This window comes from Polaromonas sp. P1_F6 (assembly GCF_056405695.1).
The window spans coordinates 71,787-96,432 of record NZ_JBFUBQ010000010.1; the positions used below are offsets into that span (position 1 = coordinate 71,787).

The following is a 24,646-nucleotide window of genomic DNA, read 5'->3' on the forward strand; positions in this document are numbered from 1 at the left end:
AGTCACAGCGGATTCAGTCCGCCACCGCCGGCACACGCTGTGCCACCGCGCACATGAGCTCATAACCGACGGTGCCGCCGGCGTGCGCCACTTCGTCGATCGGCAGCACCGCGCCGCTGGAGGCGCGGCCCCACAGCGTCACCTCGGTGCCGATGCCCGCGCCGGGCACGGGAGTGAGGTCCACCGTGATCATGTCCATGCTGACGCGCCCCACCATGCGGGTGCGCACGCCATTCACCAGCATCGGCGTACCTGTGCTGCAGTGGCGCGGGTAGCCGTCTGCGTAACCGCAGGCCACCACGCCGATGCGCAGCGGGCCGTCGGCCGTGAAACAGGAGCCGTAACCCACGGTATCGCCGGCTTTGAGCTCCTGGATGCCGATGATTTTCGATGACAGCGTGATGGTGGGCTGCAAATCCCAGTCGGCCGCGCTGTGCTCAGGGAAGTCGGGCGCGCTGCCGTAAACCAGGATACCGGGCCGCACCCAGTCGGAGCGCCCGGCCAGCACATCGCCGTGCCGCAAGGTGGCGGCGCTGTTGCTGAGAGTGCGTTCACCCGGCAGGTCGTGCGTGACGGCGTCAAAGGCCTTCAGCGCCGCGGCGATGCCTTTAGGGCCGTCCGCATCGGAAAAATGCGTCATCAGCGTGATCTCTTCGACCTGGGGCAATGCATTCAGGCGCGTCCACGCCGCACGGTAGCGTTCGGGCGCGAAACCCAGCCGATTCATGCCCGAATTCATCTTGAGGAAGACACGGTGCGGCAGCTGCGTCTTGTGGGCAGCCAGCATGTCGATCTGCTCGTTGCAGTGAATGGCATGCCACAAGCCCAGGCGGGAGCACAACTCGAGATCCCGCGCCTCGAAGCAGCCTTCCAGCAACAGGATGGGGCCGCGCCAGTCCAGCGCGCGCAGGCGCTGCGCTTCAGCCAGGTCCAGCAGCGCAAATCCGTCGGCACTGCGCAGCGCATCAAAAACACGTTCGATGCCGTGACCATAGGCATTGGCCTTGACGACGGCCCAGACCCGCGCATCGGGCGCGGCAGCGCGCGCGCGGGCAAGGTTGTGGGCAAGCCCGGCGGTGTGAATGGTGGCAAGAATGGGACGTGGCATGGCGCAGTAAATTGTTTTCCGGGAGCGTGGCAGGCTGGCGGGCCCGTCGGGACGAAAGGCCTCTGGATGAGGTCTTTTGCATTCTGACACCGCCCCCCATGCTATAAACCGGAATCGTCTGGAGACATTCACCCATATCTTGCCGCATCAGATCCGCTGATGCATTGATGCAGTGACCACAACAGTTTAATGAAGCGCGGTTTCTACACCATCATGGCGGCCCAGTTTTTCAGCTCGCTGGCTGATAACGCGCTGTTTGTGGCCGCCGTGGAGCTGCTGAAAACCAGCGGCGCGCCCAAATGGCAGCCGGCGGCGCTGGTGCCCATGTTTGCGCTCTTTTACGTGGTGTTGGCGCCTTTTGTAGGCGCTTTTGCCGATGCGCGCCCCAAGGGCAACGTCATGTTCGTCAGCAACGCCATCAAGGTGATCGGCTGCCTGATGATGCTGTTTGGCTCCCACCCGCTGCTGGCCTATGCCATCGTCGGACTCGGGGCGGCGGCTTATTCGCCCGCCAAATACGGCATCCTCACCGAACTCCTGCCGGCTTCGCAGCTGGTCAAGGCCAACGGCTGGATTGAAGGCTTGACGATTTCGTCCATCATCCTGGGTGTTTTGCTGGGCGGCCAGCTGGTGGGTCATTCGGTGTCGTCGCTATTGCTTTCGTTTGACTTTCCCATTTTTACTACCGGCATCGACACCGCCCCTGAAGCCGCGATTGCCGTGCTGATCCTGCTCTACATCATCGCGGCCTGGTTCAACACCCGTATCCCCGACACCGGCGTGGAGATGCGGCCCATGCCGCGCAACAAGCTTGAGCTGCTGCCCGATTTCTGGAACTGCAACTCAGCCTTGTGGCGCGACAAGCTTGGGCAGATTTCCCTGGCCACCACCACCCTGTTTTGGGGGGTGTCGGGTAATTTGCGCTACATCGTGCTGGCCTGGAGCGCGGCCGCCCTGGGCTACAGCACGACACAAGCCTCTTCCCTGGTCGGCGTGGTCGCCATCGGCACCGCCGTCGGTGCCGTACTGGCCTCCATGCGCATGCGGCTGGACCAGGCCACCAGCGTGATGCCGCTGGGTATTGCCATGGGCCTTCTGGTCATCTTGATGAACTTCATCGGCAATGTCTGGGTGGCCGCGCCTTTCCTGATCCTGCTGGGTGGCCTGGGCGGCTTCCTGGTCGTGCCCATGAACGCGCTGCTGCAGCACCGCGGCCACAACCTGATGGGCGCGGGCCGCTCGATCGCCGTGCAGAACTTCAACGAACAGGCCTGCATCCTGAGCCTGGGGGCTTTCTACAGCCTCTCTACCGGCTTGGGCCTGTCGGCCTTTGGTGCCATTACCGCCTTTGGTGTGGTGGTGGCCGGCTTCATGTGGGTGATCCAGCGGTGGCACAAAAACAACTGCATCAAGCACAAAGAGCAGGTCGACCACCTGCTGAACATCGCCCGCAGCGATAACTCGCACTAGGAACTGTTAACACTGTGCAGTCTGATGCGACACACGGTGCCGCTGCGAAGGGCACCTCCAAAGCCGTTCTCGCCCTCACACTGAACGCCCTCGTCTGGGGCGTGTCCTGGTGGCCGCTGCGCGAGCTGCAGGGCCATGGCCTGCACCCGCTGTGGACCACGGCGCTCGTCTATGCAGTGGTGGTTACCGGCCTGCTCACCCTGCGCCCCGCCGCCTGGCGCGGCTTTGTGGCCCACCCGCAGCTGTGGTTCCTGGCGGCGGCTTCGGGCCTGACCAACGTCGGCTTCAACTGGGCCGTGACCGTGGGCGATGTGGTGCGCGTGGTGCTGCTGTTTTACCTGATGCCCGCGTGGTCGGTGCTGGTGGCCTGGGTCATGCTAGGTGAAAAGCCCTCGGCCGCCTCGCTGCTGCGCCTCTTGCTGGCCATGACGGGCGTGCTGATCGTGCTCAAATCGCCCGACTCGCCCTGGCCCGTACCCCAAGGTGGCGCCGACTGGCTGGCCATCATGGGCGGCTTCAGTTTTGCAGTGACCAACGCCGTGCTGCGCAAATACAACCACACCCCCAGCGAATCGCGCATGCTGGCCATGTTTGGCGGCAGCGGCCTGATGGCGGCGGCAGCGGCGCTGATGGGTATGTCGCAGGCCCTGGTGCCCGCACCGGCGCTGGCGCTGGCCGGCGTCCCGGTGGTGCTGGGGCTGGCGCTGGCCTTCATGGCCAGCAACGCCGGCCTGCAGTACGGCGCGGCGCGGCTGGCGGCAGGCACCACCGCCATCGTGATGTTGACCGAGATCCTCTTTGCGAGCCTCTCGTCGGCTGCGATGGGCGCTGCCGAACTGACTCCTCGCGTGCTGCTGGGTGGCAGCCTGATCGTGCTGGCTGCTGTACTGGCGGCGACAGCACCGTCGTCTTCGAATGACGCAAAATCGCACTAAGGAACAAGCCTCACGCTTTCCGATAGCGATTCACAAGGAGACACACCATGGGCGCAGAAAAAACGGTTTACGACTTCCAGGCCAAAGACATCACGGGCAAGGATGTTGCACTGGGCGCCTTCAAAGGCAAAGTCATGCTGATCGTCAACACGGCCAGCAAATGCGGTTTTACTCCGCAGTTCGCGGGTCTGGAAGAGCTGTACAAACAATATGCAGGCAAAGGCCTGGCGGTGCTGGGCTTTCCCAGTAACCAGTTTCTCTCCCAAGACCCCGGCAGCGACGACCAGATCGCCGAGTTCTGCCAGGTCAACTACGGCGTGAGTTTCCCCATGATGTCCAAGATCGACGTCAATGGCCCCGCCGCCCACCCGCTGTACCAGTGGCTGTCGGCCGAGGCGCCCGGCCTGATGGGCATCAAGTCCATCAAATGGAACTTCACCAAGTTCCTGGTCGGCAAGGACGGCAAAGTCATACGGCGTTATGCGCCCAGCGACAAGCCGGCAGACCTGGCCAAGGACATCGAGGCTGCGCTAGCGGCCTGAGCCGCCAGCGCCCCACATCAAGGGGGTTTGGGGCCGGCTTTGACAGCGCGCAAATAATCCGCCAGCGTACGGCCGGCCTCATGGCCCATGCGCTCGTCCAGCACGTCGATCGCGGCCATGCGGTCCACGCGAAAGTTGCGGAAGTCCTGCCGCGCTTCGCACCAGGCGCCCAGCGTCCAGACGCTGCCCCAGTAAAAACAGCCCAGCGGCCAGAGCACGCGCCGGCTTTCACGCCCGGCCGCATCGAGGTAGCGCAGGCCCACCTTGCAGTGCGCATGAATCGCCTCACGCAAAAGCTGCAGGCGGCGCTGCGTGGCCTCATCGGGATTGATCACCACCGCATACAGCGGCACGCCTTCGGCCGCCGTGCGCGCCGCGGGCGGCAGCACCGAAAAAATCTTGCCCCAGGCGGCCTCCGCATCACCCGCCATGGCCGGGTCCAGCCAGGCCTGCGCCAGGCGCACCGACGCGGCCAGCGCATTGGCTTCCTTTTGCGTGAACATCAGCGGCGGCAAATCAAAACCCGCGCCCAGCCGGTAACCCACTCCGGCCTCGCCCTCGATCGGCACACCCTGGTGCTGCAGGTCCGCCACGTCGCGGTAAATCGTGCGCTCGGAAACCTCGAGCCGCTTGGCGAGGAATTCCGCGGTGCTCAGGCGGCGGCCGCGAATCAGCTGGACGAGATGGAAAAGGCGATCGGCGCGGCGCATGGTTTGCAGATGATAGGGGAGCGCCCACCCGGCTATAGTGCAAACCGTGATCACCATGCCACTGCTTCTTCTAATTCTCGCTTGCGTCGCAATCGTGGCGACCCTGGTGATAGCGCCCATCGCATGGTTCCGCATGGTGCGAGCCCAGACGCAGTCGGTCTATTGGAAGAACATGGCGCTCTTTGTGGCGCCTATGCTGTTGACCTTCCTCCTGGCCAAGGCTTCCGGTCTCATACCGGAAGCCTCAGCACCGCCATCCGCGATCCCGACGGCTGAGGATGTCCTGGCAAGCATGCCACCCGGTCAACTGATCCTGCTCTCGCTCATAGCGGTGCTCTGGGTCGGCGGCGGAAATTTACTGCTCTATCTGAACCGCAGGCGGCTCGGGAAGAAATGGTGGCAGGCCCTGAACCCATTCGATCCTCCGTTCAAGGATTTCAACACCGCTGAGTGGCTGGCGCTGGGAGGCCTTGTGGCCGGCTCACTTACTCTTGGAGCGCTTGCTGTTTCGTATGGTCGCGGGGCCTGGTAACCGATCTTCCATGCATAAGCTCACTTGCCTGATCGCCGCAATGCTGGCGACCCTGTCCGTCCGAGCCCTTGCCGCCGACAGCCAATGCTTCGGCACGGTCAGCAAGGGCCGCATCGAAGGCAGCGTCAAGCTGCCGACCAGCGGCCCCAACTTCTCGGTGTACAGCGCGATGGCCGCCACGGCAGGCCGCACGCATGTGCATGCCAAGGTCGCGGACGTCATCACCGCGTCCTACGCGGCGCTCCACGCCACCAGCCCATCGGCCACCTATGTCTATGGCGAAACGGGCTGGCCTTCCGGCGGGCGTTTCCGGCCGCACCGTACGCATCAGAACGGCCTGTCCGTGGACTTCTTTGTGCCGGTCCGCGACGCGCAGGGAAAGTCCGTGCCGCTACCAAGCAGCATCGGCAACCGCTTCGGCTATGACCTTGAGTTCAATGCCGACGCCCGGTACGGCGAGTACGTCATCGACTTCCCCGCGACCGCCGAGCACCTGTACCAGTTGCACCTGGCCTCGAAGGCGCACGGCGTCGGCATTGCCCTGGTCATCTTTGACGCACCGTTTTTGCCCCGGCTGTTCGCCACGCCGCGCGGCCTCTACCTGAAGCAGAACCTGAACTTCATGAAAGGCAAACCCTGGGTTCGCCACGACGAGCATTACCACGTGGACTTCGCCATTCCGTGCAAATCCGGCGCGGGCTAGCAAAACGGCAGCTGGCGCAGAGCGGCAAGCGTCATAGGCACTGGACATGACCTCCAATATGATGGAAAATAAATTCCATCATGACAGAAGTCCCCTCCGGCCTGAACCAGCGCATCGCCGAGCGCGTACGCGAGCTGCGCGCCGCCAAAAGCCTGTCGCTTGACGCGCTGGCAGCCAAAAGCGGTGTGAGCCGCTCCATGATTTCGCTGATAGAGCGCGGCGAAAGCAGCCCTACCGCCGTGGTGCTGGAGCGTCTGGCCACCGGTCTGGGCGTGATGCTGGCCTCACTGTTCGATGCGCCCGCCGCCCAGGCGCCCGCCAGCCCGGTGGCGCGCCACGCTGAGCAACTGCAGTGGCAGGACCCGGCTTCGGGCTACCTGCGGCGCAACATCTCGCCGCCCGGCGTGCCGCAGCCCATGCAGATCGTCGAAGTGCATTTCCCGCCGGGCGGGCGCGTGGCGTTTGAAACCGGCGTACGCGATGCGCGTGTGCACCAGCAGGTATGGGTGCTCGAAGGTGCCATCGACATCACCATAGGCGACGAGCGCCACGCGCTGCGCGAGGGCGACTGCCTGGCCATGCAGCTGGACCGGCCCACCATGTTCCACAATCCCACGCGAAAGCCCGCGCGCTATGCGGTGGTGATCGCCACCGAAGCGGCTTGAACACCATGATGAACACTACACCCTGGTCGCTGCGGCGCCTGCCTGCCGTCAATGACGAACAGATTGCCGGACTGGTCGATGTGCTGATCGACTGCGTCGAAGGCGATGCCTCGGTGAGTTTTATGCACCCGCTGTCGCGCGAACGTGCCGCGGGCTTCTGGCGCGATGTAGCGCAAGGCGTTGCCGCGGGCGAACGTGCGCTGCTGGTCGCCGAGGATGCACAGGGTATCTGCGGCACGGTGCAGCTGGTGCTGGCCCAGCCCGAGAACCAGCCGCACCGCGCCGACCTGGCCAAGATGCTGGTGCACCGCCGCTGCCGGCGCCAGGGCCTCGGCGAGGCCTTGATGCGCGCCGCCGAAAGCATGGCGCGCGACTGCGGCAAGACCTTGCTGGTGCTGGACACCGTGACCGGCGATAACGGCGAGCGCCTGTACCAACGCCTGGGCTGGCAGCGCGTGGGCGTGATTCCCGGCTATGCGCTGTTGCCGCGCGGCGGCCTGGTGGGCACCACGGTGTTCTATCGCGAGCTGACCTGGTAACTACAGGTCCGGGAACAGTGCCATGGGGCGCATAGGCGCAGCTGCTGTACCAGCCGCCTCAAAGTCCAGCGCCGCGAGGTCCGCGCGCATGGCCCGCGCGACCAGCCGCATGTCGTGGTCGCTGACCTCGAACAGGCCGAAGCGAAACTTGTAGCCCCAGTGCTGGCGGCTTTCCACAAACTCGAACTCGTCCAGCCAGGGCAATATGGACACCTCCCGCGCGGCCGCATAGGTCACGTCGCGGCGGAAGGGTACAAAGCCGCCGCCCATGTCGAAGGCATACGGCTCGCCGGCCCGCACCACGCCGATGGAAACAAAGCGCTGGAATTTGTCTTTGCCGCCCATGGTCAGTGCGGGCGAGTAATAAGCCACGCGATCCCCAGCCAGCACCCGTTTAAGCGGAGCGCATTTGCCATGGCACACCTGCATGTAGCCGTTGTGCGGATCCGCGCAGCCGCGCCGCGCATGTTCGGCACCGGCGACGGCTATCCAGTTCTTGCGGCCCATCACGCTCAAGCCGCGGCGTGCAGGCCGACGCGGTTGCCGTCCAGGTCGGTGATGTGCGCAAAAAACCCCAGACCGGGCGGCAGCGCCTGGCGCGGCAAGGCGACCTTGCCGCCGGCCTTGACGGCGCGCGCCAGTGCGGCATCCAGCGAAGGCGAAGCATCGAGGTAAATCAAGGTGCCGCCGGACGCCGGAGCAGGCGCTGTAGGGCCGGTCAGGATCGCGCCACCCACGCCCTCCTCCGCCTCATAGGGAAACACCGCGCCTTCGGACGGGCCCATGGGCTCGCGGCGCATCTTGCACTCGAGCACGGCTTCGTAAAAGGCCTGGGCTTTGTCGAGTTGGGTGCTGGGGATTTCAAACCAGGTGATGGCGTTTTTCATGGGAGGCTCCTTGTGTTGAAGAAGCCTTGATGGTGCCGAGGGGCTACTGACAACGTGGTGTCAGGAGGGTGTTGGCCCCCACGCTTTTCACTTCGCCTTCGGCTGCGTGTAATGCGCTGCCCCCCGAGGGGGCGCTGCGCCTGCGGCCCGGCTAAGCCGGTTCCGCGGCCCCGGCTGGCTGGTGTTCGCTCCCCTTCAGGACTTCAGCGCAGCGTCGAGCACTTCGACCCAGTGCCGCACCGGCGTTGCCGTGCCGCTTTGCAGGTGCGTAATACAGCCGATATTGGCTGAGATGATGGTTTCGGGTGCAGTGGCTTGCAGGTTGCCGAGCTTGCGATCGCGCAGTTGATACGCGATGTCGGGCTGCAGCACGGAGTAGGTGCCAGCCGAACCGCAGCACAGGTGCGACTCACCGGCCGCCAGCTTGACGTTAAAGCCGAGTGCGCCCATTAGCGTCTCGACACCGCCGCGCAGCTGCTGGCCGTGCTGCAGCGTGCAGGGCGGATGAAACGCCAGCGTGCCGGCTTGCGCCCTGACCTTGCCCTGCAGCTCACCGACCAGCTCCGGCATGAGCTCGCTGAGGTCGCGTGTCAGCCCGCTGATGCGTGCGGCTTTGGCCGCGTAGGCGGGATCGTCCCTGAGGAGGTGGCCGTATTCCTTGACGGTGACGCCGCAGCCCGAGGCGTTCATGACGATGGCCTCTACCCCTGTGCCTTCCACATGCGGCCACCAGGCGTCGATGTTGCGCCGCATTTCTTCCTTGCCGCCCTCCTGGTCGTTCAGGTGGAATTTGACGGCGCCGCAGCATCCGGCTTTTTGCGCCACCACCGTTTGTATGCCGGCCGCGTCGAGCACGCGCGCCGTGGCGGCATTGATGTTGGGCATCATGGCGGGCTGCACGCAGCCTTCGAGCATGAGCATCTTGCGGGCGTGCTGGCGCGCGGGCCATGGGCCGGCGGCCTGCCTGGCCGGCACCTTGTTTTTGAGCGATGCGGGCAAGAGGCCGCGGACGGCTTGCCCGGCCTTCATGGCGGGCGCAAAAAGCGGCGACGGAAGGCCTTCCTTGAGAGCCCAGCGCACGACACGCTCACCGGCCGGGCGCGGCACGCGCTCGTCAACCAGCTTGCGGCCGATATCCACGAGGTGGCCGTATTCCACCCCGCTGGGGCAGGTGCTTTCGCAGTTGCGGCAGGTGAGGCACCGGTCCAGGTGCAGCTGGGTCTTGCGCGTGGGCGCTTCACCCTCCAGCACTTGCTTGATGAGGTAGATGCGTCCACGCGGGCCGTCAAGCTCGTCGCCCAGCAATTGGTAGGTGGGGCAGGTGGCCGTGCAAAAACCGCAATGCACACATTTGCGCAAGATGGCTTCAGCCTCCAGGCCGTCAGCGGTGTTTTTGAATTCAGGGGCGAGGTGGGTTTGCATGGTGTCAGGACCCTTCTTTCAGGGCCAGAGCGAGGGCCTTGCGCCGGGCAGCGCGCCGGAAATCCGCATACAGCGGCGGCAAGGACAAGGTCAACAGCATGAGGGCCAGGGGCACGACCCAGATGAAACCGACGTATTTGAAGCCGGCCGCACCGACCAGGCCGCCGGCAATGAACATGGCCAGCAAGGTGCCGAAGAGCCGCACCTTGATACGGTTGGCGCGCACACGGGACTCCATGGAGCTGGCGGTACGGTTCCAGTAAAACATCTTGCCGAGCTCGATGCCGAGGTCAGTGATGACACCGGTCATATGCGTGGTGCGGATCTGGGAGGACGAGATTTTGCTGACCAGTGCGTTTTGCAGGCCCATGGTGAAGGCCAGCACCAGCACGGTCAGGGGCACGGCGAACGGCGTCTGCCGGTTCAGCGTTGCGCCAAGCAGGCCGAAGACCAGCAAAAGAACTGACTCGAGCAACAGCGGCAGGGCGAACTCACTGCGAAGGTGCCGGTGGCGCGCCCAATTGACCAGCACGGCCGTCACGGCCGCACCCAGGGTGAAGGCCAGCAAGGCGCCCACCGCACCGAGCACCAGCGTCAGGTTCCCGAGGATGAGGTTGTCGGCCACGATGGAGACAAACCCCGTCATGTGCGAGGTGTACATGCTGACCAGCAGGAAGCCCCCCGCGTTGACAGCTCCGGCATTGAACGCAAGCACGCCGCCGAGCAGGCGGTTGATGGTGGGCGTGCGGTGCTGCCCGGTGAGATGGCGCAGGCGACGCATGAACTACCAGCCCGCCGCCATGCGGCCGCGGTTAAGGATTCCGGCGGGATCGAACTCGCGCTTGAGGTCCCGGTGGATCCGGTCCAGCGGCGGCTTTGACGCATCAAATCGGGCTGTAGCTCCCGCTGGCATTGCGCTGACAGCTATAAAAAGAGTAGCATGCCCGCCGGCCTGAGCAGCGGCCGCGCGCAGTGCCTCTGCCTGCCCGGCGCCTGCCCGTACCCATCGCTGGGCGCCATGCCATTCCACCAGCGGCGAGTCGGGCAAATCCGGAACATGGGCCGTTTGCGGCAAGGACAGCCGCCACAAGTCCTGGTCGGCCTGGCGTGCCCGGAACCACGGGTGCTGCTGGTTGCGACAGTCCTGCCAATAGCCGGCAGCTTCGGCGCTGCCTTGTTTCTCGCCGCCCAGCACCTTGCAGGCGGCTTCGACGGCGGCGACAGCGCCGCGCAATCGCAGATAGAGCGTACCGATGTCGGCTTCTTCCGACCAGCAGCTCGCGTTGAGCGGTAAGGGCCGGCCGCCCCAGGCGTTCAGCCAGTCAAGCGCCTGCGCCTGGCTGCATTCAAAACGCAGGGTGGCCTCGGCAGGCGCCACCGGCAGCACCTTGAGGCTCACTTCAGTGAGCACGCCCAAGGTACCCAGGGCACCCGCCATGAGCCGTGAGACGTCATAACCCGCCACATTTTTCATGACCTGCCCGCCAAACGTGAGCAGTTCGCCACGCCCGTTGATGAGCTTGAGGCCCAGCATGTAATCACGCACCGCGCCCACGCTGGCGCGTGCCGGCCCGCTCAGGCCGCTGGCGACCATGCCGCCCACGGTGGCTTTTGCCCCAGAATCGTCAAAACGCGGCGGCTCGAAGGGCAGGCACTGGCCCTGGGCCGCCAGCAAGGTTTCGAGTTCAGCCAGCGGCGTGCCGGCGCGCGCAGTCACGACCAGTTCACTGGGTTCGTAGCTGATCACACCCGCGTATGGCGTCATGTCGAGGATGTCACCTTCCAGGGATTGGCCGTAGAAGTCCTTGGTGCCGCCACCCCGAATACGCAGCGGCGTACCGGCGGCAGCGGCAGTGCGTATTCGCCCGCGCAGGGACTCCATCACATCATCGGTATCTGAAGGCATGGCTGGGATGGTACGTGGGTATCGCGCCTGGGGAGTTGATCTTTTTGCATGCCGCCTGTTCGGTTTTTTCAGAGGCGAAGCTCAATCCTCGAAAAAATTCACCGGCAAGCCGGGCACATCCACCCGCATCGAAAACACGCAGCCCGACTCGGGATAGGCCTGCAGCTCGGCAGCTGGCCGGTTGTAGCGTGCCGTGGTGATGTAAAGCGTTTGCAGGTCGTCGCCGCCAAAACACGGCATGGTCGGGCATTGCGCCGGCACGGGAATTTCAGCCAGCAACTCTCCTGCCGGCGACAGCTTGAGAAGGCGCGCACCTTCAAACATGGCCACCCAGTAGTTGCCCTGGATATCCACCGCAGCGCCGTCGGGCCGCCCGCCGTAACCGGGCATGCCGAACTGCCAGCCGGCGGGTTTGCCGGGCCATTGGTGGAAAACGCGGCGGTTTGCCATGGCGTTGCTGTCGGCATCCCAGTCCCAGGCATGTGTGGTGTGCGTGGGGGTGTCCGTCCAGTACACGGTTGCGGCGTCCGGCGACCACGCCAGGCCATTGGCGATGATGGCGCCGCCTGCCTTGCGTTCTACCGCAGGCACAAGGCTATTGCGGCAGTCGATGGAAAAAAGCTCGGCCACGGACTTGTCCCGTGGTTCGTACATCGTGCCGGCCCAGAAGCGGCCGCGCGGATCGGCCTTGCCGTCGTTGAACCGCGTCGTGGCAGTGTCATGGCCGGCCCGCATGAGTTGCTGGAGCTCGGCGCCCCACTCGCGGGCGCGGTAAATGCCGTCGCGCAATGCGATCACCAGGCCACTGCCTTGCCCCTGTGTACGGGCCGGCGCAATGCTGCCGGGCTCCGACGGCATGGGCCAGCTTTGTACCGTCCCCATAAAGACGTTGCAGCGGTGAATCTGCCGGCCTGGAATGTCAACCCAATACAGCATTTGCTCGTCGGGATGCCAGAACGGCGATTCACCCAGTTCACTGGGTTGTGCAACAACGGTTTGCCATGTCATGCGGCGTTCCTTGAAAGGCTGAAAAGTGGATAGGCACCCAAGGTTAGCACCGGCAGGGCCACAGCCGGAAACGCCCCCGCAACCCAATCCCGGCGATCATGCAACGCCCACAAGGCACGCGCCAAAAAAAACAGCCCACCGGCTTGCGCCAGCGGGCTGAACATCCAAAGGAGATACTCAATCAGGGGGCTGCCCTGGGGCAGCCCGAATTCGTCTGACTATGAATTAACGGTTGTAGGCGGTCTCACCATGCGAGGTGATGTCCAGGCCTTCGCGTTCGTCTTCTTCGCTGACGCGCAGGCCGATCGTGAGGTCAACCACCTTGAAGGCGATGAAGGAAACCACACCGGACCAGACGATGGTGATCAGCACGGCCTTGGCCTGGATCCAGACCTGGCCGGCGATGGTGTAAGCGTCAGGCGTCACGGCCGTGGCGGTCACCCAGTCACCCACGAAGCTTGGGCCACCCAGGGCTGGCGAGTTGAAAACGCCGGTGAGCAGCGCGCCCAGAATACCGCCCACGCCATGCACGCCGAACACGTCGAGCGAATCATCGGCGCCCAGCAGTTTCTTCAGGCCGTTCACACCCCAGAGGCAGGCGAAGCCGGCGATCAGGCCGATGATCAGGCCGCCGCCGATGCCGACGTTGCCGGCTGCGGGCGTGATGGCCACCAGGCCGGCGACGGCGCCGGACGCTGCGCCCAGCATCGAGGCCTTGCCGCGCATCAGCGCCTCACCGACGCACCATGCCAGCACAGCGGCAGCGGTAGCACCCAGCGTATTGATGAAGGCCAGGGCGGCGAAGCCGTTGGCTTCCAGGGCGGAGCCGGCGTTGAAGCCGAACCAGCCCACCCACAGCAATGCGGCACCGACCATGGTTAGCGTGAGGCTGTGAGGGGCCATGGCTTCCTTGCCGTAGCCGATACGCTTGCCGATGCAGAAGGCGCCGACCAGGCCGGCGACAGCGGCGTTGATGTGCACCACAGTACCGCCCGCAAAATCCAGGGCGCCCATTTGCCAGATATAACCGCCCTTGGCGCTCATGGCGTCGGCGACTTCCTTGCCGGTGTAGGCGTCAGGGCCCATCCAGAACCAGACCATGTGGGCGATAGGTGCGTAGCTGAAGGTGAACCAGATTGCCATGAACAGCAGCACTGCGGAGAACTTGATGCGTTCGGCAAAGGCGCCGACGATCAGCGCGCAGGTGATGCCGGCAAATGTAGCCTGGAAGGCGGCGAACACGATCTCGGGGATCACGACACCCTTGCTGAAGGTGGCGCCATTGGCAAAGGTGCCCGCAACGTTGTCCCAGATGCCCTTCATGAAGAGCCGGTCGAAGCCGCCGAAGAAGGCGTTGCCTTCGGTGAAGGCCAGACTGTAGCCATAGATAAACCACAGCACGACGATCATCGAGAACGTCACCATGACCTGCATCAGGACCGACAGCATGTTCTTGCTGCGGACCAGACCGCCGTAGAACAGCGCCAGGCCGGGCACGGTCATCATGATGACCAGCAGCGTGGAAACCATCATCCAGGCGGTGTCGCCTTTGTTGGGAACGGGCGCAGCGGCAGCCGGTGCAGAGGCTGCTGCTGCAGCGGCGGGTGCTGTCGCTGCGGCAGGCGCGGCGGCGGAAGCAGCAGCTTCAGCCGGCTTGGCTTCTGCGGCGGAAGCGGCGGGTGCAGCTGCCGGGGCCTGCGCCATCACGGCGCCGGTCGTCAGCAGGCTCAGTCCCAGTACAAGGGAGGCAAGTAGTTTTTTCATGTCTATGTTCTCTTCGTTTTTTGGGGTAAGCCTTACAGCGCTTCCTTGCCGGTTTCACCGGTACGGATGCGCACGACCTGCTCGAGGTTGTAAACAAAAACCTTGCCGTCGCCGATCTTGCCGGTGCGGGCGGCGCCCTCAACCGCTTCAATCACGCGATCCACCAGCTCGTCGGAGACTGCTGCTTCGATCTTGACCTTGGGCAGAAAATCGACGACATACTCGGCGCCGCGGTACAGCTCGGTATGGCCTTTCTGGCGGCCGAAGCCTTTGACTTCAGTCACAGTAATGCCTTGCACGCCAATGCCGGAAAGCGCTTCACGCACTTCGTCCAGCTTGAACGGTTTAATGATGGCCGTTACGAGTTTCATTTTCAGGTTTCCTCCAGGGATGAATAGGGAAGCAGCATCGTCAAGCACCACCTCAGCCGGATTAAGGCTTTTGTACGAGTCATTGCTGATGGAGTCTCCGTAGAAGCTCCAAAGGTTGGCAACTTGCGTGGATTCTTAGCAGGTAACGTGCCAAAGACGCTTTGCATGGATGACCGGCCTGCCCTTGAACTTCGAGCGAACCTCCGCGAATTGCGCCGGATATGATGCACCAATAAAGGGCAGTCAAGCGCACAATTTTGGAGCATAAAACCAAAAAGGCATCACCAAGCCTGTCTTTAGTGCACGGCGGTCTTCTGCAACGTTCGTTTCTGGGACGGTCAGCACCAGGAGATCGGCGGCAGGAATGCCACGGCGGATCCCGGCACTGACACAACCAGGCAAGTGCGCGGGACAAAAGTGAGTGCCGCTATCGGATGCAGTGGGGCACACCTTTCTGGTGAACCGGCGGGTGGCTTCCCTCGCTAGGCGATACTCGTCTTACGTGAAGGTCTGGTGCGCCTGCAACCCGGGATGGCCTCGGGTTCAGTTGTGATGCCGCCTCTGAGGGAGGGAGTTTCGAATGAGCTTGTCTTTAGTGCATAGCCGCGCCTTGTTGGGCCTGGAAGCAAGGCCGGTGCAGGTGGAGGTGCATCTTGCCAACGGTTTGCCCAGCTTTACGCTGGTCGGGCTTGCGGAAACGGAAGTCAAGGAAGCGCGTGAACGCGTGCGCTCGGCCATCCAGAACGCCGGACTGGAATTTCCCGCCAATAAACGCATTACGGTCAATCTGGCACCCGCCGACCTTCCCAAGGATTTTATTTACCCCTCATAGATATACACCGGTTTTGCTTCTAGCCAAGTTGAAGTTACCAATTAAGTATTCCATACGCTACCTGCCCAGTATCGACACTTCTGGCGCGTTGTTAACTGTTAAAAGAGTAAATATTCAATCAAATCAAGACATTAGAAGAGGGAACGCTTTTCGCGGCTCGTTTTCGGCGTGAGCCGCTTCTATTCGAATTTCCCCGATGTTTGCGGTCATCAACAAGCCATGTATAGTATTGAGTAAATTAACTCAATATCATGTTTATTCGACCAATCTATGCGCAGATTGAGACGCGACTTCGCGAAACTCCTAGGCGTATTCAGATCCTTGCAGGCCCCCGCCAAGTGGGCAAAACTACGCTTGTCACCCAGCTCTTAGAGCGCCGTTCAGTGCAGTCGGCAGCTTTCGTGTCTGCGGACCTGCAGACTCCGCCCGTGCTGTCCTATGCCATGCCAATCGGGTTAACCTCAGCCGCATTACCCGGCGCGCCCGCTGACACACGTTGGCTTGAAGAACATTGGAATCAAGCAATGGTTTTGGCAGCCCAGTGGGCGCAAAGCGGGACCGATGTTCCATTCGTGTTTATCGTCGACGAGATACAAAACATTCCTAATTGGTCCGCTGCAGTGAAGGGGTTATGGGACAAAAGCCTAGCCCTCAAAACCCCAATGCAAGTAGTCCTCCTCGGCTCCGCTCCGCTTCTGATCAACCGCGGGCTGTCTGATAGTCTCGCCGGCCGCTACGAGCAACTGCGCATGACGCACTGGTCTTTTGAGGAAATGAACGGTGCGTTCGATTTCGACCTGGATCAGTACATCTATTTCGGTGGATTCCCTGGAAGTGGAACTGACATTGGCGATGAACCCAGGTGGCGGGATTACATCAACGGCAGTTTGATCTATCCAAACCTGGAACGGGATATTCTTCAGATGGTGCGCGTAGGTAAACCGGCGCTACTGAAGCAGTTGTTCTTGCTGGCGTGCGCACACTCTGGGCAGATTGTTGCGCTCACAAAGTTTCTGGGACAACTTGATGATGCCGGGAATGTCACTACTCTGGCACGTTACCTAGACTTACTGCAGCAAGCTGGACTGGTCGCCGGACTCCAAAAATACGCGACCAAAGAAATACGCAAACGTAACTCTGTTCCAAAGTTCCATGCGCTCAACACGGCCTTCATCAGTGCAACGATAGGTCGCACATTCCTTGAAGCTCGAGGTGATCGCACTTATTGGGGCCACTTGGTCGAAAGCGCCATCGGTGCACATCTCATCAATGGTGCGCGCGATGGTACCGAAATTTTTTACTGGCGCGAGGGAAACTTCGAGGTCGATTTTGTGATCTGCCGCGCTGGAAAAATTGCGTTGATTGAAGTCAAGAGCGGGAAGCTACGTAACGCGACCAGGGGAATGTCCGAATTTATCAGGCGCAATGGAGCCTGTCGCTCTCTTGTAGTGGGGCCAGGAGCGATCGAGATAGGGGAATTCCTCCGGTACCCACCCGAACATTGGGTTGAGTAAGGTATGGAAACCGACCTCTTTATTTCAAGGCGAGCAGCTTCACGCGAGGCTGGTAAAGCCCCGCAAACACGGTCAATAGCTGATTGGCACGGCGTTGATGCTTACGTCCTGCTTGGTGAGCCTGGCGCTGGGAAATCGCTTGCATTGAAATACGAATGTGATCGGGTAGGTGGGTGGTACGTAACCGCCCGCGACCTTCTCACTTTCAAAGCACACCAGCAAGCAGAAGATCGAATCGTTTTTATCGATGGCATCGACGAAGTGCGGGCAACTTCACGCGACCATGACGGGCCACTTGACGCGATCCGGGCGAAGCTAGATGAGATCGGACGGCCCCGTTTTAGACTGGCATGCAGGGAGGCGGACTGGATCGCAGCGGACACGCAACACCTTGAGGCTGTCGCACCGAGCGAAACCGTGCTCGTGCTGCAACTTGAGCCTTTGAGCCAGAGTGAGCAAAGTGAACTCCTTCAGCACAAACACGTCGACATCTCAACGCTAAGCGCAGAACTGGAGCCTCTTCTTGGCAATCCATTGCTACTTAAATTGGTCGCGGAGGTGGCTGGCTCGGGAAAAATGCCCACAAGTCGGAGCGAGCTGTATGAACTAGCCTGTGGTCAGCTAGTAACCGAGTACAACAATACTCATCGCAGAGCGCTGGGGGGGATCCGTACCTCGAAGGAAGCAATTCTTTTTCAGGCGGGCCTTCTATGCGCGATGCTTTTGATCGCGGATAAGGTCGCCTTCACATATAGCGCGGAGAAAATTCAGGAAAGCCAATTGACGCTAGAGGAGATTCCCGCCAGCTATGAAATTGAGGATCCAAGAGCAGTACTGGACTGCAATTTATTCGCGGCAGTAGACGACGTCCGCGCTCCCAGACACCGAAGCATTGCAGAATTTCTCGCGGCTCGGTCCATCGCACACTTAATTGACAGCAAGGGCCTCCCAGTAGAAAGAGTCCTTTCATTGATCTCTGGGTTTGATGGAAGAACCACTGAACCACTTCGTGGCCTCCATGCGTGGCTGTCAGTACATTGCATAAGCGACCGTCCTATCTTGATCGACCACGATCCACTAGGCGTGGTTCTATATGGCGACGTTAGGAATTTCCAACCATCGGAGAAAGTACAGGTTTTCAAAGGTCTCCACCAGGAGGCGTTGCGATTTACATGGTTCCGAAGCGGGAATTGGCAGCAGCATCCATTTGGCGCACTGGGCACTTCTGACATGGCCGCTTACTTGAGCGAACAGATGCTTAAGCCAGATCGAGACCCGGCTCACCAAGCAATTCTCGAATGTATTTTGGACGCGATCGAATTCGGCGAGCATCTACCAACGTTAGCTCCGAGACTTCTTTCGATCGTCCAAGACAAGTCGTATTGGGAGCGCGTACGACTATCGGCGCTCGACGCATGGATTGCTCAGGCGCCCGACTTCGCGGACCTGGGACTGCTCCTTCTTCAGCAGATAAAAGACGGCCTAGTTGATGACGCAAACGATGAAATATCGGGGAAGCTGCTAGAGGAACTTTTTCCTCGATTTCTGACGCCTTTGGCCGCGCTAGAGCACTTTCATCCTCGAAAAAATCAGAGCTTGATCGGCTCATTCCATCTATTCTGGAGCTCTAAGTACGTACGAGATATTTCGACTGATGACCTCGTGTGCATCGCAGACGAGTCTTTTCAGAAGATTGCCAAGTTCAAGGAAGATGACAACACCGGCTACGAAGTTAGAAGCTTGCTTAGCAAACTTGTCGTACGCCTGGTGACTGAGGCTGGCGAACGAGCTAGCCCAGCACAACTTTACGATTGGCTTGGTGCGGGCATTGATAAGTATGGTTCCGCTCGTCTGGAGCAAGACGAAGCGACGCAACTTGCCGACTGGCTTTCCGCTCGACCACACCTTCAAAAAGCGGTCATCGCTTATGGAATGAGTAAAGTTGAACCTAGAAAGGATGGTCGACTCAACTTCTGGCCCGTCTATGAACGCCTTTTTCGCGCATCGAGGCCACGCGACTGGTACCAGTGGTCGCTGGAGCAAGCCGCGACAGCAACTAACGTAGAAGTAGCGAAATATTTTTTCGATGAAGCTGCCTACGCGGTTCTTCATCAATTTGAGCGCTTCGACATTTCGCTCGAAGACCTGGAAGCTTGGGTTGTCCTGCACAAGAAAACATGGCCTCGCGCGGAAGATTGGCTTTCCGAGGTGCTTAGTTCAAAGTTGGATGACTATCGTGGTGAGCAGTACCGCGACGACGCGGCGCGCAAAGTCAAAGAAGCACGCCAAGAGCTTGAACGCCACGCTCAGTATCAACCTCACCTGGAGGCCGTCTACTCGGGTCGAGGGGCTGCTGGAATCCTTCATCAAATTGCGCTGGCTTACAACAAAAGGTTTTATGACATCCAAGGTGATACGCCGGAGCAGCGCGTTGGGAAGCTCCTTGGAGTCTCCATCGCCGAGGCGAAACAAGCAATCGAAGGTATGGCGAAGGCGCTTGAGCGAGAGGACCTCCCTCGCCCCGAAGAAATCATAAAGTTGGACTTGGACAGTAGATACCATCTGTTAAGGCCGGCATGCTTAGTAGGACTGCAGCTCCGGCGCTCACGTGGTGAAGATATTTTTTCCACTCTACCAAAATCGACAATCGAAACACTTCTGATGTTTGCTTTGACCGATGGGCTTGATGAAAGCAGCCCATGGCTGCGAGAGGTTTTTCAGCAACATCCAACTGTCGCCGCTCCTCTATTCCTAAGCTACGCACGTTCGAAAATTCATCAGTCCCCCGAAAGACATATAACAGGAATCTGGGATCTTGGACAAGAAAGCCGCATCGAGGAGTTTGCCAGGTTAACCGTGCCTAGCTTGCTGAAGAACTTTCCGGTTCGGGCGACGCAGTCCCATCTAAATCTGCTGAACAGAAGCCTTATTCCTTCCGCAGTAAAACACTTAGAGAAGGCGGAGCTTCTGGGCATCTTGAATGCCCGATTGGCATTGAAAGGCATAAGCGCTGCACAGCGAATTAGCTGGCTTGTGGGAGGACTCAATGTCGAGCCGCATACATATTTACCAGCGCTGGTTAAGACGGTTGGTAAAAATCAAGTACGCGCGGCGCAGCTCGGAATAGCCGTGTCGGATCAGTCCAACAAAACAAATATTGCTGAAAAACTCCCGACCGAACCTGTAGCCAAGCTAGTGGAGCTGCTAGGGCCAACAGCGTCGCCGGATTGGCCACATATCAGGGGTGCGACCGATTTCGATACCCGCGGAGGTCTTGTGAGTGGAATGATCTCGCAGTTGGCATCGTCATCAAGTCATGATGCTGGTGAAGCCTTGGTGGCACTACGAAAGCTACCGCTGCTGAAACAGTGGAAGAATCAGTTGGATGGAGCGCTGCACGATCACACACGCATACTGCGAGCGGCACGCTTTGTTCATCCCCTCCCGGAGCAAGTCGCAACAACGCTTTCGAATCAGAACCCGGCGAACTCTCTCGACCTCGCTTCGTTAACTACGGACGTCTTCGTTGTCCTCGGAAAGCATGTCCGCCATGGGGACTCCAATGGATTAAAGCTCTTCTGGGGATTCTCTGAAGGCGACGCGGGAGTTCCGAGATCGGAGAATGAGTGCCGAGATGTCCTGTTGGAGTTTCTGCGGCCTCGACTACTTCCAAAGAAGGTACAAGTCGAGAAAGAGGCACATGCAGCCAATGAAAAGCGTGCTGACCTGAGAGTATCAGCGGTTATTGAGGGCAACCGCATTGTGGTCCCGATTGAACTCAAAAAAGATAGTCACCGCGACCTATGGACTGCATGGCGACATCAATTAGATGCGCTCTACGCAAATGATCCATATGCCGAGGGGACCGGACTCTACGTTGTGATGTGGTTCGGCGTGGCAACTCGAGCTTCACCAAACGGCATTCAGCCTAAAAGTGCTGTGGAACTTGAGACCATGCTTAGAGCAATGATCCCGCCGGAGGATGCAAAACGGATAGGAATCCTGGCCCTGGATTTCTCGCTGGCCAGTTGAGACCCGAACTTTAAGCAGTTACGTATTCATTTTTACCCATCCTTCGGATAGGTTTGTTCTACTATCGCCCTCTGCGTAGGGGTGCCTTGTTTCCGTAAAAATTCCTGCATCGCTTCGGAAAGAGGATATCCCACATGGAAATTGCCATACTCGTTTAGGAATGCCGGCCACCGACGACTAAGCGCACCGGATCGTCTCATCTTTGGACAAATCCATACCCAGATCAAGCTCCAACCTTCTAGCTCCAATGCGAAAGCGCAGGCACCGACTGCAGTGCCCCGCGGAAGAAGCCCTGAGTAATCTGTAAATAGATAACCTCGAATTTTTCGATTGAGATTTTTTCGAGTGTGTGATCCATCCCACTGTACGTGGTCATAATGAAAATCTCGCTTGAAGCGAAGTGCTCGTTCATACATCTCTCGGTGCATCCACATTGGCGAGGAAGGCACGACCAACTCAGGCTCCAACGTGGATGAAAGACGATCCGCAAACTGCTTTATAGGCGGGGGATCGAGCAATCGCTTTTCCCGCGCATGCATCGTCCGATGGTAGAGACTCGACGCGGGATCACCTTTTGTGTATTGGCAACCGCAGTAGTCACACTCTACGGATTCACGCTTGGCCAGGCTTTTAAAACGGGAACCTCTTGTTCGCAATTCAATAGCCTTACCGGCCGCTGAAACGAAGAAGATATGTCTTCCGACATCATCAAAGACTTCTTCCTGTGTTCGCTCACTAGCCAATCTGGCCGCATCGGAAGCGTGCCGTATCTCTTTGCGATGTTTTTGTTTCTCGTAGCCCATGATCGTAATTTGGCTATCAGTGAAGTACGTTGCTTCGGAAATTCTTCCGATCGCTGCTTGAACAAACGTCTCAGGCACTGTATCAAATCCCATCTCTTCTAAATGAATTAAGAGCGAGACTCCATCATCAAATGCCACCCCCGGGTGTAGAAAAAAATCGGAGTTCCAATATGTTGAATTCCGTCGAAATCTGACCCACTTCGCGCAGTAATTTCCATCCAAAACTGACCCACGTAGGCACTACCCTGCTTGTTTTAAAAGCAGGGGAAATTAGGAGTGATAGACGTGGCGACATTGAATGTCATCAGACGTTGGGCATTGAGGGATCAGATGTCCATCCGCGAGATCTCAAGGCGTACAGGCCTGGCTCGCAACACAGTGAAGAAGCACCTGCGATCGGAAGAGAGCGAGCCCAGCTACCCAAGGCGGGTCAGCTCAAGCAAGCTCGATCCGTACGCCGAGAAGCTAGCCACCTGGCTGGATATCGAGGCAACAAAATCGCGGAAACAGCGGCGCACTTTGAGGCAGATCCACACAGACTCAGCCCAAAAAGGAGAAAACCAAGAACTTATCCACATCGTGAGCACCTTCTGCTCACAAAGAGTGTGGGTCAAAATTCGATGGAAAACTCGGGTCAGACTTCAGCGGAATTCAACAGCAAAGCTGCAGAGTAAGAAGGTTTCTATTCTGTAGCAGAGAAATAAGATTGTCAGGCGGATATCCGCGAAGTGCATGCGCGACAAGATGTACTCCGCCATGCACAAAAGAATGCATGACCTTTACCGTCTCATTCAGCTTCCGGAGTCGCCTCGAAAAGTCCGGTTGTTTGAGGGCAATCGAATCCAACATTGCAGGAATTGGTGGCGCATGTATTGGTTCTTCGAATTCACCGGCAGGAACTGGCGCAGTAAACTCATTGAGCCATTTGTCGGTCGCAGACTGATCAATCCAAGCTGCACGCACCACCGTCTCAAAGTGAAGACGCGTGAGGGCCAGTGCCGTTCCGTTCTGGCCAATGTTCAGCAAAGTCCGTTGACTCACTGCATGGCCCAGTGCCGCCTTGCAATAGGCAAAGCAAACCGTTTGCCGCGAATTTGAAGTCGCCCACGCGGCTTCAAGAAGGTGGGCGACATCGTGGTCTAGTGCCGCAGACTCATCCAACATGGCAGCAAGACGTGAATAGGCAGTGCTCAAGGCATCGGAATCGATGGTCATAACTTTCCGTTCGGTCGAATACATCCACGCTTAGCGTTGGCGTGTTGGCAAGCTGGCGATTTGTCGATAGAGCTTGTTAAGAAACTGCTCCACTGCTGCGCCGTCCTTTTGATGGTTCGCACAGACGATATGTCATACACCGCTCCGAAATAAGTTGCCGAACCAAGCAACTGCGTACGTGTATGTGATATTCCATATGCCGATACTGATTTCAACCCTAGGTATCTTGGGCTGGAAGAGTGTTAATCAGATATGCCATACGCGATATGGTTTAGAGGGGCAATTAATCGGGCGTGTATGAGATATTCCAAATGCAGAGTTTGAAGCGGCTGAGACGCTACTTGCAACAAAATTGTCAAGCCGCATCGTTGCCTGCCGTCTGTCGCGCCGCACTACCAGAGAGCTGAATCGCGGATGGAGTCCAAATGTCTGCGCTCCTGGCGCTGTCGTAACTTCAAGATAATGAGCGCGAGCACCACCCCGCCTGTTCCGCAGAGAATCAACTCCCACAGTCCGACGGGCCTGCCCAAAAGTGCGGAGCTGAAGACAAGCGCAGCAGCAATTGCCGTAAGCGCGCTAATAACGGGGATGGCTGTTTTACGCACGGTTAGAGATTGATGTTCTGAATCTTCTCACAAGCATACTCGGACGAATTTGCCTTCATCCCGGGAATTTTTACCATCCGGAACTAGCATCAATTGCTCTACAACGAATGGTTTGTTGATAAGGTTGACCGTTGCCACCGCGGAGGCAGAACTGTCCCCTCGTCGCAAGTGAAACTTAGATGAGAAAAGTCTTGCCTGAGCCGTTCAGTTGCCAGGTCGGCGAACTTGTTTTTGGTAGGTGGCTTGTTGAATATTTTCCCTAGGCCGAACAAAGAATCACTCCCATAAGTTTTTGCAAACTCTATCAGAGTGAAACTTCATCCAGACTGCGGAATTGCCAGAAGCTGTTGAATTGCGTTGAGGTCTGAACCAATCTTTTCATCGAATCTTGACCCGGGCTGGGTTGCAGGTAGCGATGGTCAAACGCAACAGAATCGACTGCATGGCCTGTGCTCGTCCATATTGAGGAGGCGGTAACCACACTGTCCGCCTAGAATCAATTTGCGGGGGTGATCCCCTTTTCATCGAGCTGAATGGAACTCAAAATGGACAATAAGTCTTTTAATAACAAGCACTTGGATGGGTTTCCAGCGACCAAGTTATACCGCAGGCGCCAAGTTATACCGCAGACCTTGCGGTATACATTACGTTAGACCGCATGGAAACCCAAGAACGCATCGAGCGCCGGATAGCAGTTGCCCTTGTGGAGGAGCTGTTCGCTAAGCGGATGGCGGACTACCGCAGCTACCTTGGGGCGGGCGATCCGGATAAGGCATTGCCAGTGTTCGCTGGTGCCATGCGTGCGTTCAGGGAACTGGATACACCAGCGCGAGAAGCCCTGTTGGCTTTTCTGGCTGTCCCTCTTTCTGATGCCGCTTCCCTTGTCCTCGGAATGATCGACGGAAGCTCATTTGTTGGCGATTTGGATCAAGAATTCAATCTCGATTACGGGGGATCTCGGGTGTATCTACAGGACGATTTCCTGGGCTTGGCAGAGGAGCAGGGGTATCTAGACTCCGGAGCCAAGCGGTCTAACAGGTCGTTCAAGCGGACGCCTGACGGCGTCGCTTAACTCCAACGGTA

The 24,646-nt window shown here is 59.3% G+C and carries 22 protein-coding genes and 2 pseudogenes; 12 read left to right on the plus strand and 12 right to left on the minus strand.

The features are described 5' to 3' along the window. Nucleotides 1–13 precede the first annotated feature (13 nt). Nucleotides 14–1,108 (minus strand): alanine racemase, encoded by a 1,095-nt coding sequence (gene alr / locus AC1DY9_RS21135; RefSeq protein ID WP_457281734.1) that lies wholly within the window; start codon nt 1,106–1,108, stop codon nt 14–16. 189 nt (nt 1,109–1,297) lie between these two features. Between alr and lplT the strand changes: the two genes are divergently transcribed. Genes lplT through AC1DY9_RS21150 form a run of 3 tightly spaced genes read left to right on the plus strand, consistent with a single transcriptional unit; the run spans nt 1,298 to nt 4,055 of the window. Further along, nucleotides 1,298–2,578 carry a lysophospholipid transporter LplT gene (gene lplT / locus AC1DY9_RS21140; RefSeq protein WP_457281735.1) on the plus strand — a complete coding sequence of 427 codons (1,281 nt, stop codon included), beginning with the start codon at nt 1,298–1,300 and terminating at the stop codon, nt 2,576–2,578. Between the two features lie 14 nt (nt 2,579–2,592). Continuing rightward, entirely contained in the window at nt 2,593–3,513 is a 921-nt protein-coding gene (locus AC1DY9_RS21145) for a DMT family transporter (RefSeq protein WP_477667563.1), read from the plus strand. 47 nt (nt 3,514–3,560) lie between these two features. Then, a complete protein-coding gene (locus tag AC1DY9_RS21150) occupies nt 3,561–4,055 on the plus strand; it encodes a glutathione peroxidase (RefSeq protein WP_457281737.1) in 495 nt (164 codons plus the stop codon). 17 nt (nt 4,056–4,072) lie between these two features. Here the strand turns inward: AC1DY9_RS21150 and AC1DY9_RS21155 are convergent, their stop codons facing one another. Next, nucleotides 4,073–4,765: a helix-turn-helix transcriptional regulator gene (locus AC1DY9_RS21155; RefSeq protein WP_457281738.1), complete on the minus strand. Its 693-nt coding sequence runs from the start codon at nt 4,763–4,765 to the stop codon at nt 4,073–4,075. A gap of 55 nt (nt 4,766–4,820) precedes the next feature. On the opposite strand from AC1DY9_RS21155, the gene AC1DY9_RS21160 reads away from it, so the two are divergent. The 4 genes from AC1DY9_RS21160 to AC1DY9_RS21175 all read left to right on the plus strand — a co-directional run bounded on the left by AC1DY9_RS21160 (nt 4,821) and on the right by AC1DY9_RS21175 (nt 7,204). Continuing rightward, nucleotides 4,821–5,297, plus strand: a complete 477-nt coding sequence (locus AC1DY9_RS21160) for a hypothetical protein (RefSeq protein WP_477667564.1) — start codon at nt 4,821–4,823, stop codon at nt 5,295–5,297. 10 nt (nt 5,298–5,307) lie between these two features. Continuing rightward, the gene (locus tag AC1DY9_RS21165; protein ID WP_477667565.1) at nt 5,308–6,000 is read left to right on the plus strand and encodes a penicillin-insensitive murein endopeptidase; all 693 of its coding nucleotides are present in this window, start codon (nt 5,308–5,310) and stop codon (nt 5,998–6,000) included. Between the two features lie 80 nt (nt 6,001–6,080). Further along, a complete protein-coding gene (locus tag AC1DY9_RS21170; RefSeq protein ID WP_477667566.1) occupies nt 6,081–6,665 on the plus strand; it encodes a helix-turn-helix domain-containing protein in 585 nt (194 codons plus the stop codon). Nucleotides 6,666–6,670: 5 nt separating this feature from the next. Next, complete coding sequence (locus AC1DY9_RS21175; protein WP_457281742.1) at nt 6,671–7,204, plus strand: GNAT family N-acetyltransferase; 534 nt, start codon at nt 6,671–6,673, stop codon at nt 7,202–7,204. Here the strand turns inward: AC1DY9_RS21175 and AC1DY9_RS21180 are convergent, their stop codons facing one another. From AC1DY9_RS21180 to glnK, 8 genes are all read right to left on the minus strand, one after another. Next, a complete protein-coding gene (locus AC1DY9_RS21180; RefSeq protein ID WP_457281743.1) occupies nt 7,205–7,711 on the minus strand; it encodes an EVE domain-containing protein in 507 nt (168 codons plus the stop codon). Nucleotides 7,712–7,716: 5 nt separating this feature from the next. Then, nucleotides 7,717–8,091 carry a VOC family protein gene (locus AC1DY9_RS21185; RefSeq protein ID WP_477667567.1) on the minus strand — a complete coding sequence of 125 codons (375 nt, stop codon included), beginning with the start codon at nt 8,089–8,091 and terminating at the stop codon, nt 7,717–7,719. Between the two features lie 195 nt (nt 8,092–8,286). Next, a complete protein-coding gene (gene glcF, locus AC1DY9_RS21190) occupies nt 8,287–9,513 on the minus strand; it encodes a glycolate oxidase subunit GlcF (protein WP_477667568.1) in 1,227 nt (408 codons plus the stop codon). Between the two features lie 4 nt (nt 9,514–9,517). Next, nucleotides 9,518–10,294 carry a YoaK family protein gene (locus tag AC1DY9_RS21195; protein ID WP_457281746.1) on the minus strand — a complete coding sequence of 259 codons (777 nt, stop codon included), beginning with the start codon at nt 10,292–10,294 and terminating at the stop codon, nt 9,518–9,520. 3 nt (nt 10,295–10,297) lie between these two features. Continuing rightward, on the minus strand, nt 10,298–11,419 hold the full coding sequence (gene glcE / locus AC1DY9_RS21200; protein WP_477667569.1) for a glycolate oxidase subunit GlcE: 1,122 nt from the start codon (nt 11,417–11,419) through the stop codon (nt 10,298–10,300). An 81-nt stretch (nt 11,420–11,500) separates the two neighbouring features. Continuing rightward, entirely contained in the window at nt 11,501–12,427 is a 927-nt protein-coding gene (locus tag AC1DY9_RS21205) for an SMP-30/gluconolactonase/LRE family protein (protein ID WP_457281748.1), read from the minus strand. Between the two features lie 225 nt (nt 12,428–12,652). Further along, on the minus strand, nt 12,653–14,191 hold the full coding sequence (locus tag AC1DY9_RS21210; RefSeq protein ID WP_457281749.1) for an ammonium transporter: 1,539 nt from the start codon (nt 14,189–14,191) through the stop codon (nt 12,653–12,655). A 32-nt stretch (nt 14,192–14,223) separates the two neighbouring features. Next, nucleotides 14,224–14,562: a P-II family nitrogen regulator gene (glnK, locus tag AC1DY9_RS21215; protein ID WP_077591625.1), complete on the minus strand. Its 339-nt coding sequence runs from the start codon at nt 14,560–14,562 to the stop codon at nt 14,224–14,226. A 580-nt stretch (nt 14,563–15,142) separates the two neighbouring features. Between glnK and AC1DY9_RS21220 the strand changes: the two are divergent. The 3 genes and pseudogenes from AC1DY9_RS21220 to AC1DY9_RS21230 form a co-directional block, all read left to right on the plus strand. Continuing rightward, nucleotides 15,143–15,376: pseudogene (locus AC1DY9_RS21220) on the plus strand (magnesium chelatase domain-containing protein); the annotation flags it as partial. 269 nt (nt 15,377–15,645) lie between these two features. Continuing rightward, nucleotides 15,646–16,908 (plus strand): ATP-binding protein, encoded by a 1,263-nt coding sequence (locus tag AC1DY9_RS21225; RefSeq protein ID WP_477667570.1) that lies wholly within the window; start codon nt 15,646–15,648, stop codon nt 16,906–16,908. A gap of 3 nt (nt 16,909–16,911) precedes the next feature. Further along, nucleotides 16,912–20,940: an NACHT domain-containing protein gene (locus tag AC1DY9_RS21230; protein WP_477667571.1), complete on the plus strand. Its 4,029-nt coding sequence runs from the start codon at nt 16,912–16,914 to the stop codon at nt 20,938–20,940. A gap of 32 nt (nt 20,941–20,972) precedes the next feature. Here AC1DY9_RS21230 and AC1DY9_RS21235 read toward each other — a convergent pair whose 3' ends face one another. Next, on the minus strand, nt 20,973–21,881 hold the full coding sequence (locus AC1DY9_RS21235) for a hypothetical protein (RefSeq protein WP_477667572.1): 909 nt from the start codon (nt 21,879–21,881) through the stop codon (nt 20,973–20,975). 138 nt (nt 21,882–22,019) lie between these two features. On the opposite strand from AC1DY9_RS21235, the pseudogene AC1DY9_RS21240 reads away from it, so the two are divergent. Further along, nucleotides 22,020–22,298: pseudogene (locus AC1DY9_RS21240) on the plus strand (IS21 family transposase); the annotation flags it as partial. A gap of 96 nt (nt 22,299–22,394) precedes the next feature. Here AC1DY9_RS21240 and AC1DY9_RS21245 read toward each other — a convergent pair. Beyond that, a complete protein-coding gene (locus tag AC1DY9_RS21245) occupies nt 22,395–22,958 on the minus strand; it encodes a DUF6988 family protein (RefSeq protein ID WP_477667573.1) in 564 nt (187 codons plus the stop codon). A gap of 1,263 nt (nt 22,959–24,221) precedes the next feature. Here AC1DY9_RS21245 and AC1DY9_RS21250 point away from each other — a divergent pair. After that, complete coding sequence (locus tag AC1DY9_RS21250; RefSeq protein WP_477667574.1) at nt 24,222–24,635, plus strand: hypothetical protein; 414 nt, start codon at nt 24,222–24,224, stop codon at nt 24,633–24,635. The last annotated feature ends 11 nt before the right edge of the window (nt 24,636–24,646 follow it).

Excerpts from the sequence above, each read along its gene's own strand:
- alr (WP_457281734.1), bottom strand. The coding sequence starts at position 1,108 with ATGCCACGTCCCATTCTTGCCACCATTCACACCGCCGGGCTTGCCCAC.
- AC1DY9_RS21195 (WP_457281746.1), bottom strand. The coding sequence starts at position 10,294 with ATGCGTCGCCTGCGCCATCTCACCGGGCAGCACCGCACGCCCACCATC.
- AC1DY9_RS21180 (WP_457281743.1), bottom strand. The coding sequence starts at position 7,711 with ATGGGCCGCAAGAACTGGATAGCCGTCGCCGGTGCCGAACATGCGCGG.
- AC1DY9_RS21250 (WP_477667574.1), top strand. The coding sequence starts at position 24,222 with ATGGAAACCCAAGAACGCATCGAGCGCCGGATAGCAGTTGCCCTTGTG.
- AC1DY9_RS21230 (WP_477667571.1), top strand. The coding sequence starts at position 16,912 with ATGGAAACCGACCTCTTTATTTCAAGGCGAGCAGCTTCACGCGAGGCT.
- AC1DY9_RS21175 (WP_457281742.1), top strand. The coding sequence starts at position 6,671 with ATGATGAACACTACACCCTGGTCGCTGCGGCGCCTGCCTGCCGTCAAT.
- AC1DY9_RS21150 (WP_457281737.1), top strand. The coding sequence starts at position 3,561 with ATGGGCGCAGAAAAAACGGTTTACGACTTCCAGGCCAAAGACATCACG.
- glcE (WP_477667569.1), bottom strand. The coding sequence starts at position 11,419 with ATGCCTTCAGATACCGATGATGTGATGGAGTCCCTGCGCGGGCGAATA.
- AC1DY9_RS21185 (WP_477667567.1), bottom strand. The coding sequence starts at position 8,091 with ATGAAAAACGCCATCACCTGGTTTGAAATCCCCAGCACCCAACTCGAC.
- AC1DY9_RS21225 (WP_477667570.1), top strand. The coding sequence starts at position 15,646 with ATGTTTATTCGACCAATCTATGCGCAGATTGAGACGCGACTTCGCGAA.
- AC1DY9_RS21245 (WP_477667573.1), bottom strand. The coding sequence starts at position 22,958 with ATGACCATCGATTCCGATGCCTTGAGCACTGCCTATTCACGTCTTGCT.
- glnK (WP_077591625.1), bottom strand. The coding sequence starts at position 14,562 with ATGAAACTCGTAACGGCCATCATTAAACCGTTCAAGCTGGACGAAGTG.
- lplT (WP_457281735.1), top strand. The coding sequence starts at position 1,298 with ATGAAGCGCGGTTTCTACACCATCATGGCGGCCCAGTTTTTCAGCTCG.
- AC1DY9_RS21165 (WP_477667565.1), top strand. The coding sequence starts at position 5,308 with ATGCATAAGCTCACTTGCCTGATCGCCGCAATGCTGGCGACCCTGTCC.
- AC1DY9_RS21170 (WP_477667566.1), top strand. The coding sequence starts at position 6,081 with ATGACAGAAGTCCCCTCCGGCCTGAACCAGCGCATCGCCGAGCGCGTA.
- AC1DY9_RS21210 (WP_457281749.1), bottom strand. The coding sequence starts at position 14,191 with ATGAAAAAACTACTTGCCTCCCTTGTACTGGGACTGAGCCTGCTGACG.
- AC1DY9_RS21205 (WP_457281748.1), bottom strand. The coding sequence starts at position 12,427 with ATGACATGGCAAACCGTTGTTGCACAACCCAGTGAACTGGGTGAATCG.
- AC1DY9_RS21160 (WP_477667564.1), top strand. The coding sequence starts at position 4,821 with ATGCCACTGCTTCTTCTAATTCTCGCTTGCGTCGCAATCGTGGCGACC.
- AC1DY9_RS21155 (WP_457281738.1), bottom strand. The coding sequence starts at position 4,765 with ATGCGCCGCGCCGATCGCCTTTTCCATCTCGTCCAGCTGATTCGCGGC.
- glcF (WP_477667568.1), bottom strand. The coding sequence starts at position 9,513 with ATGCAAACCCACCTCGCCCCTGAATTCAAAAACACCGCTGACGGCCTG.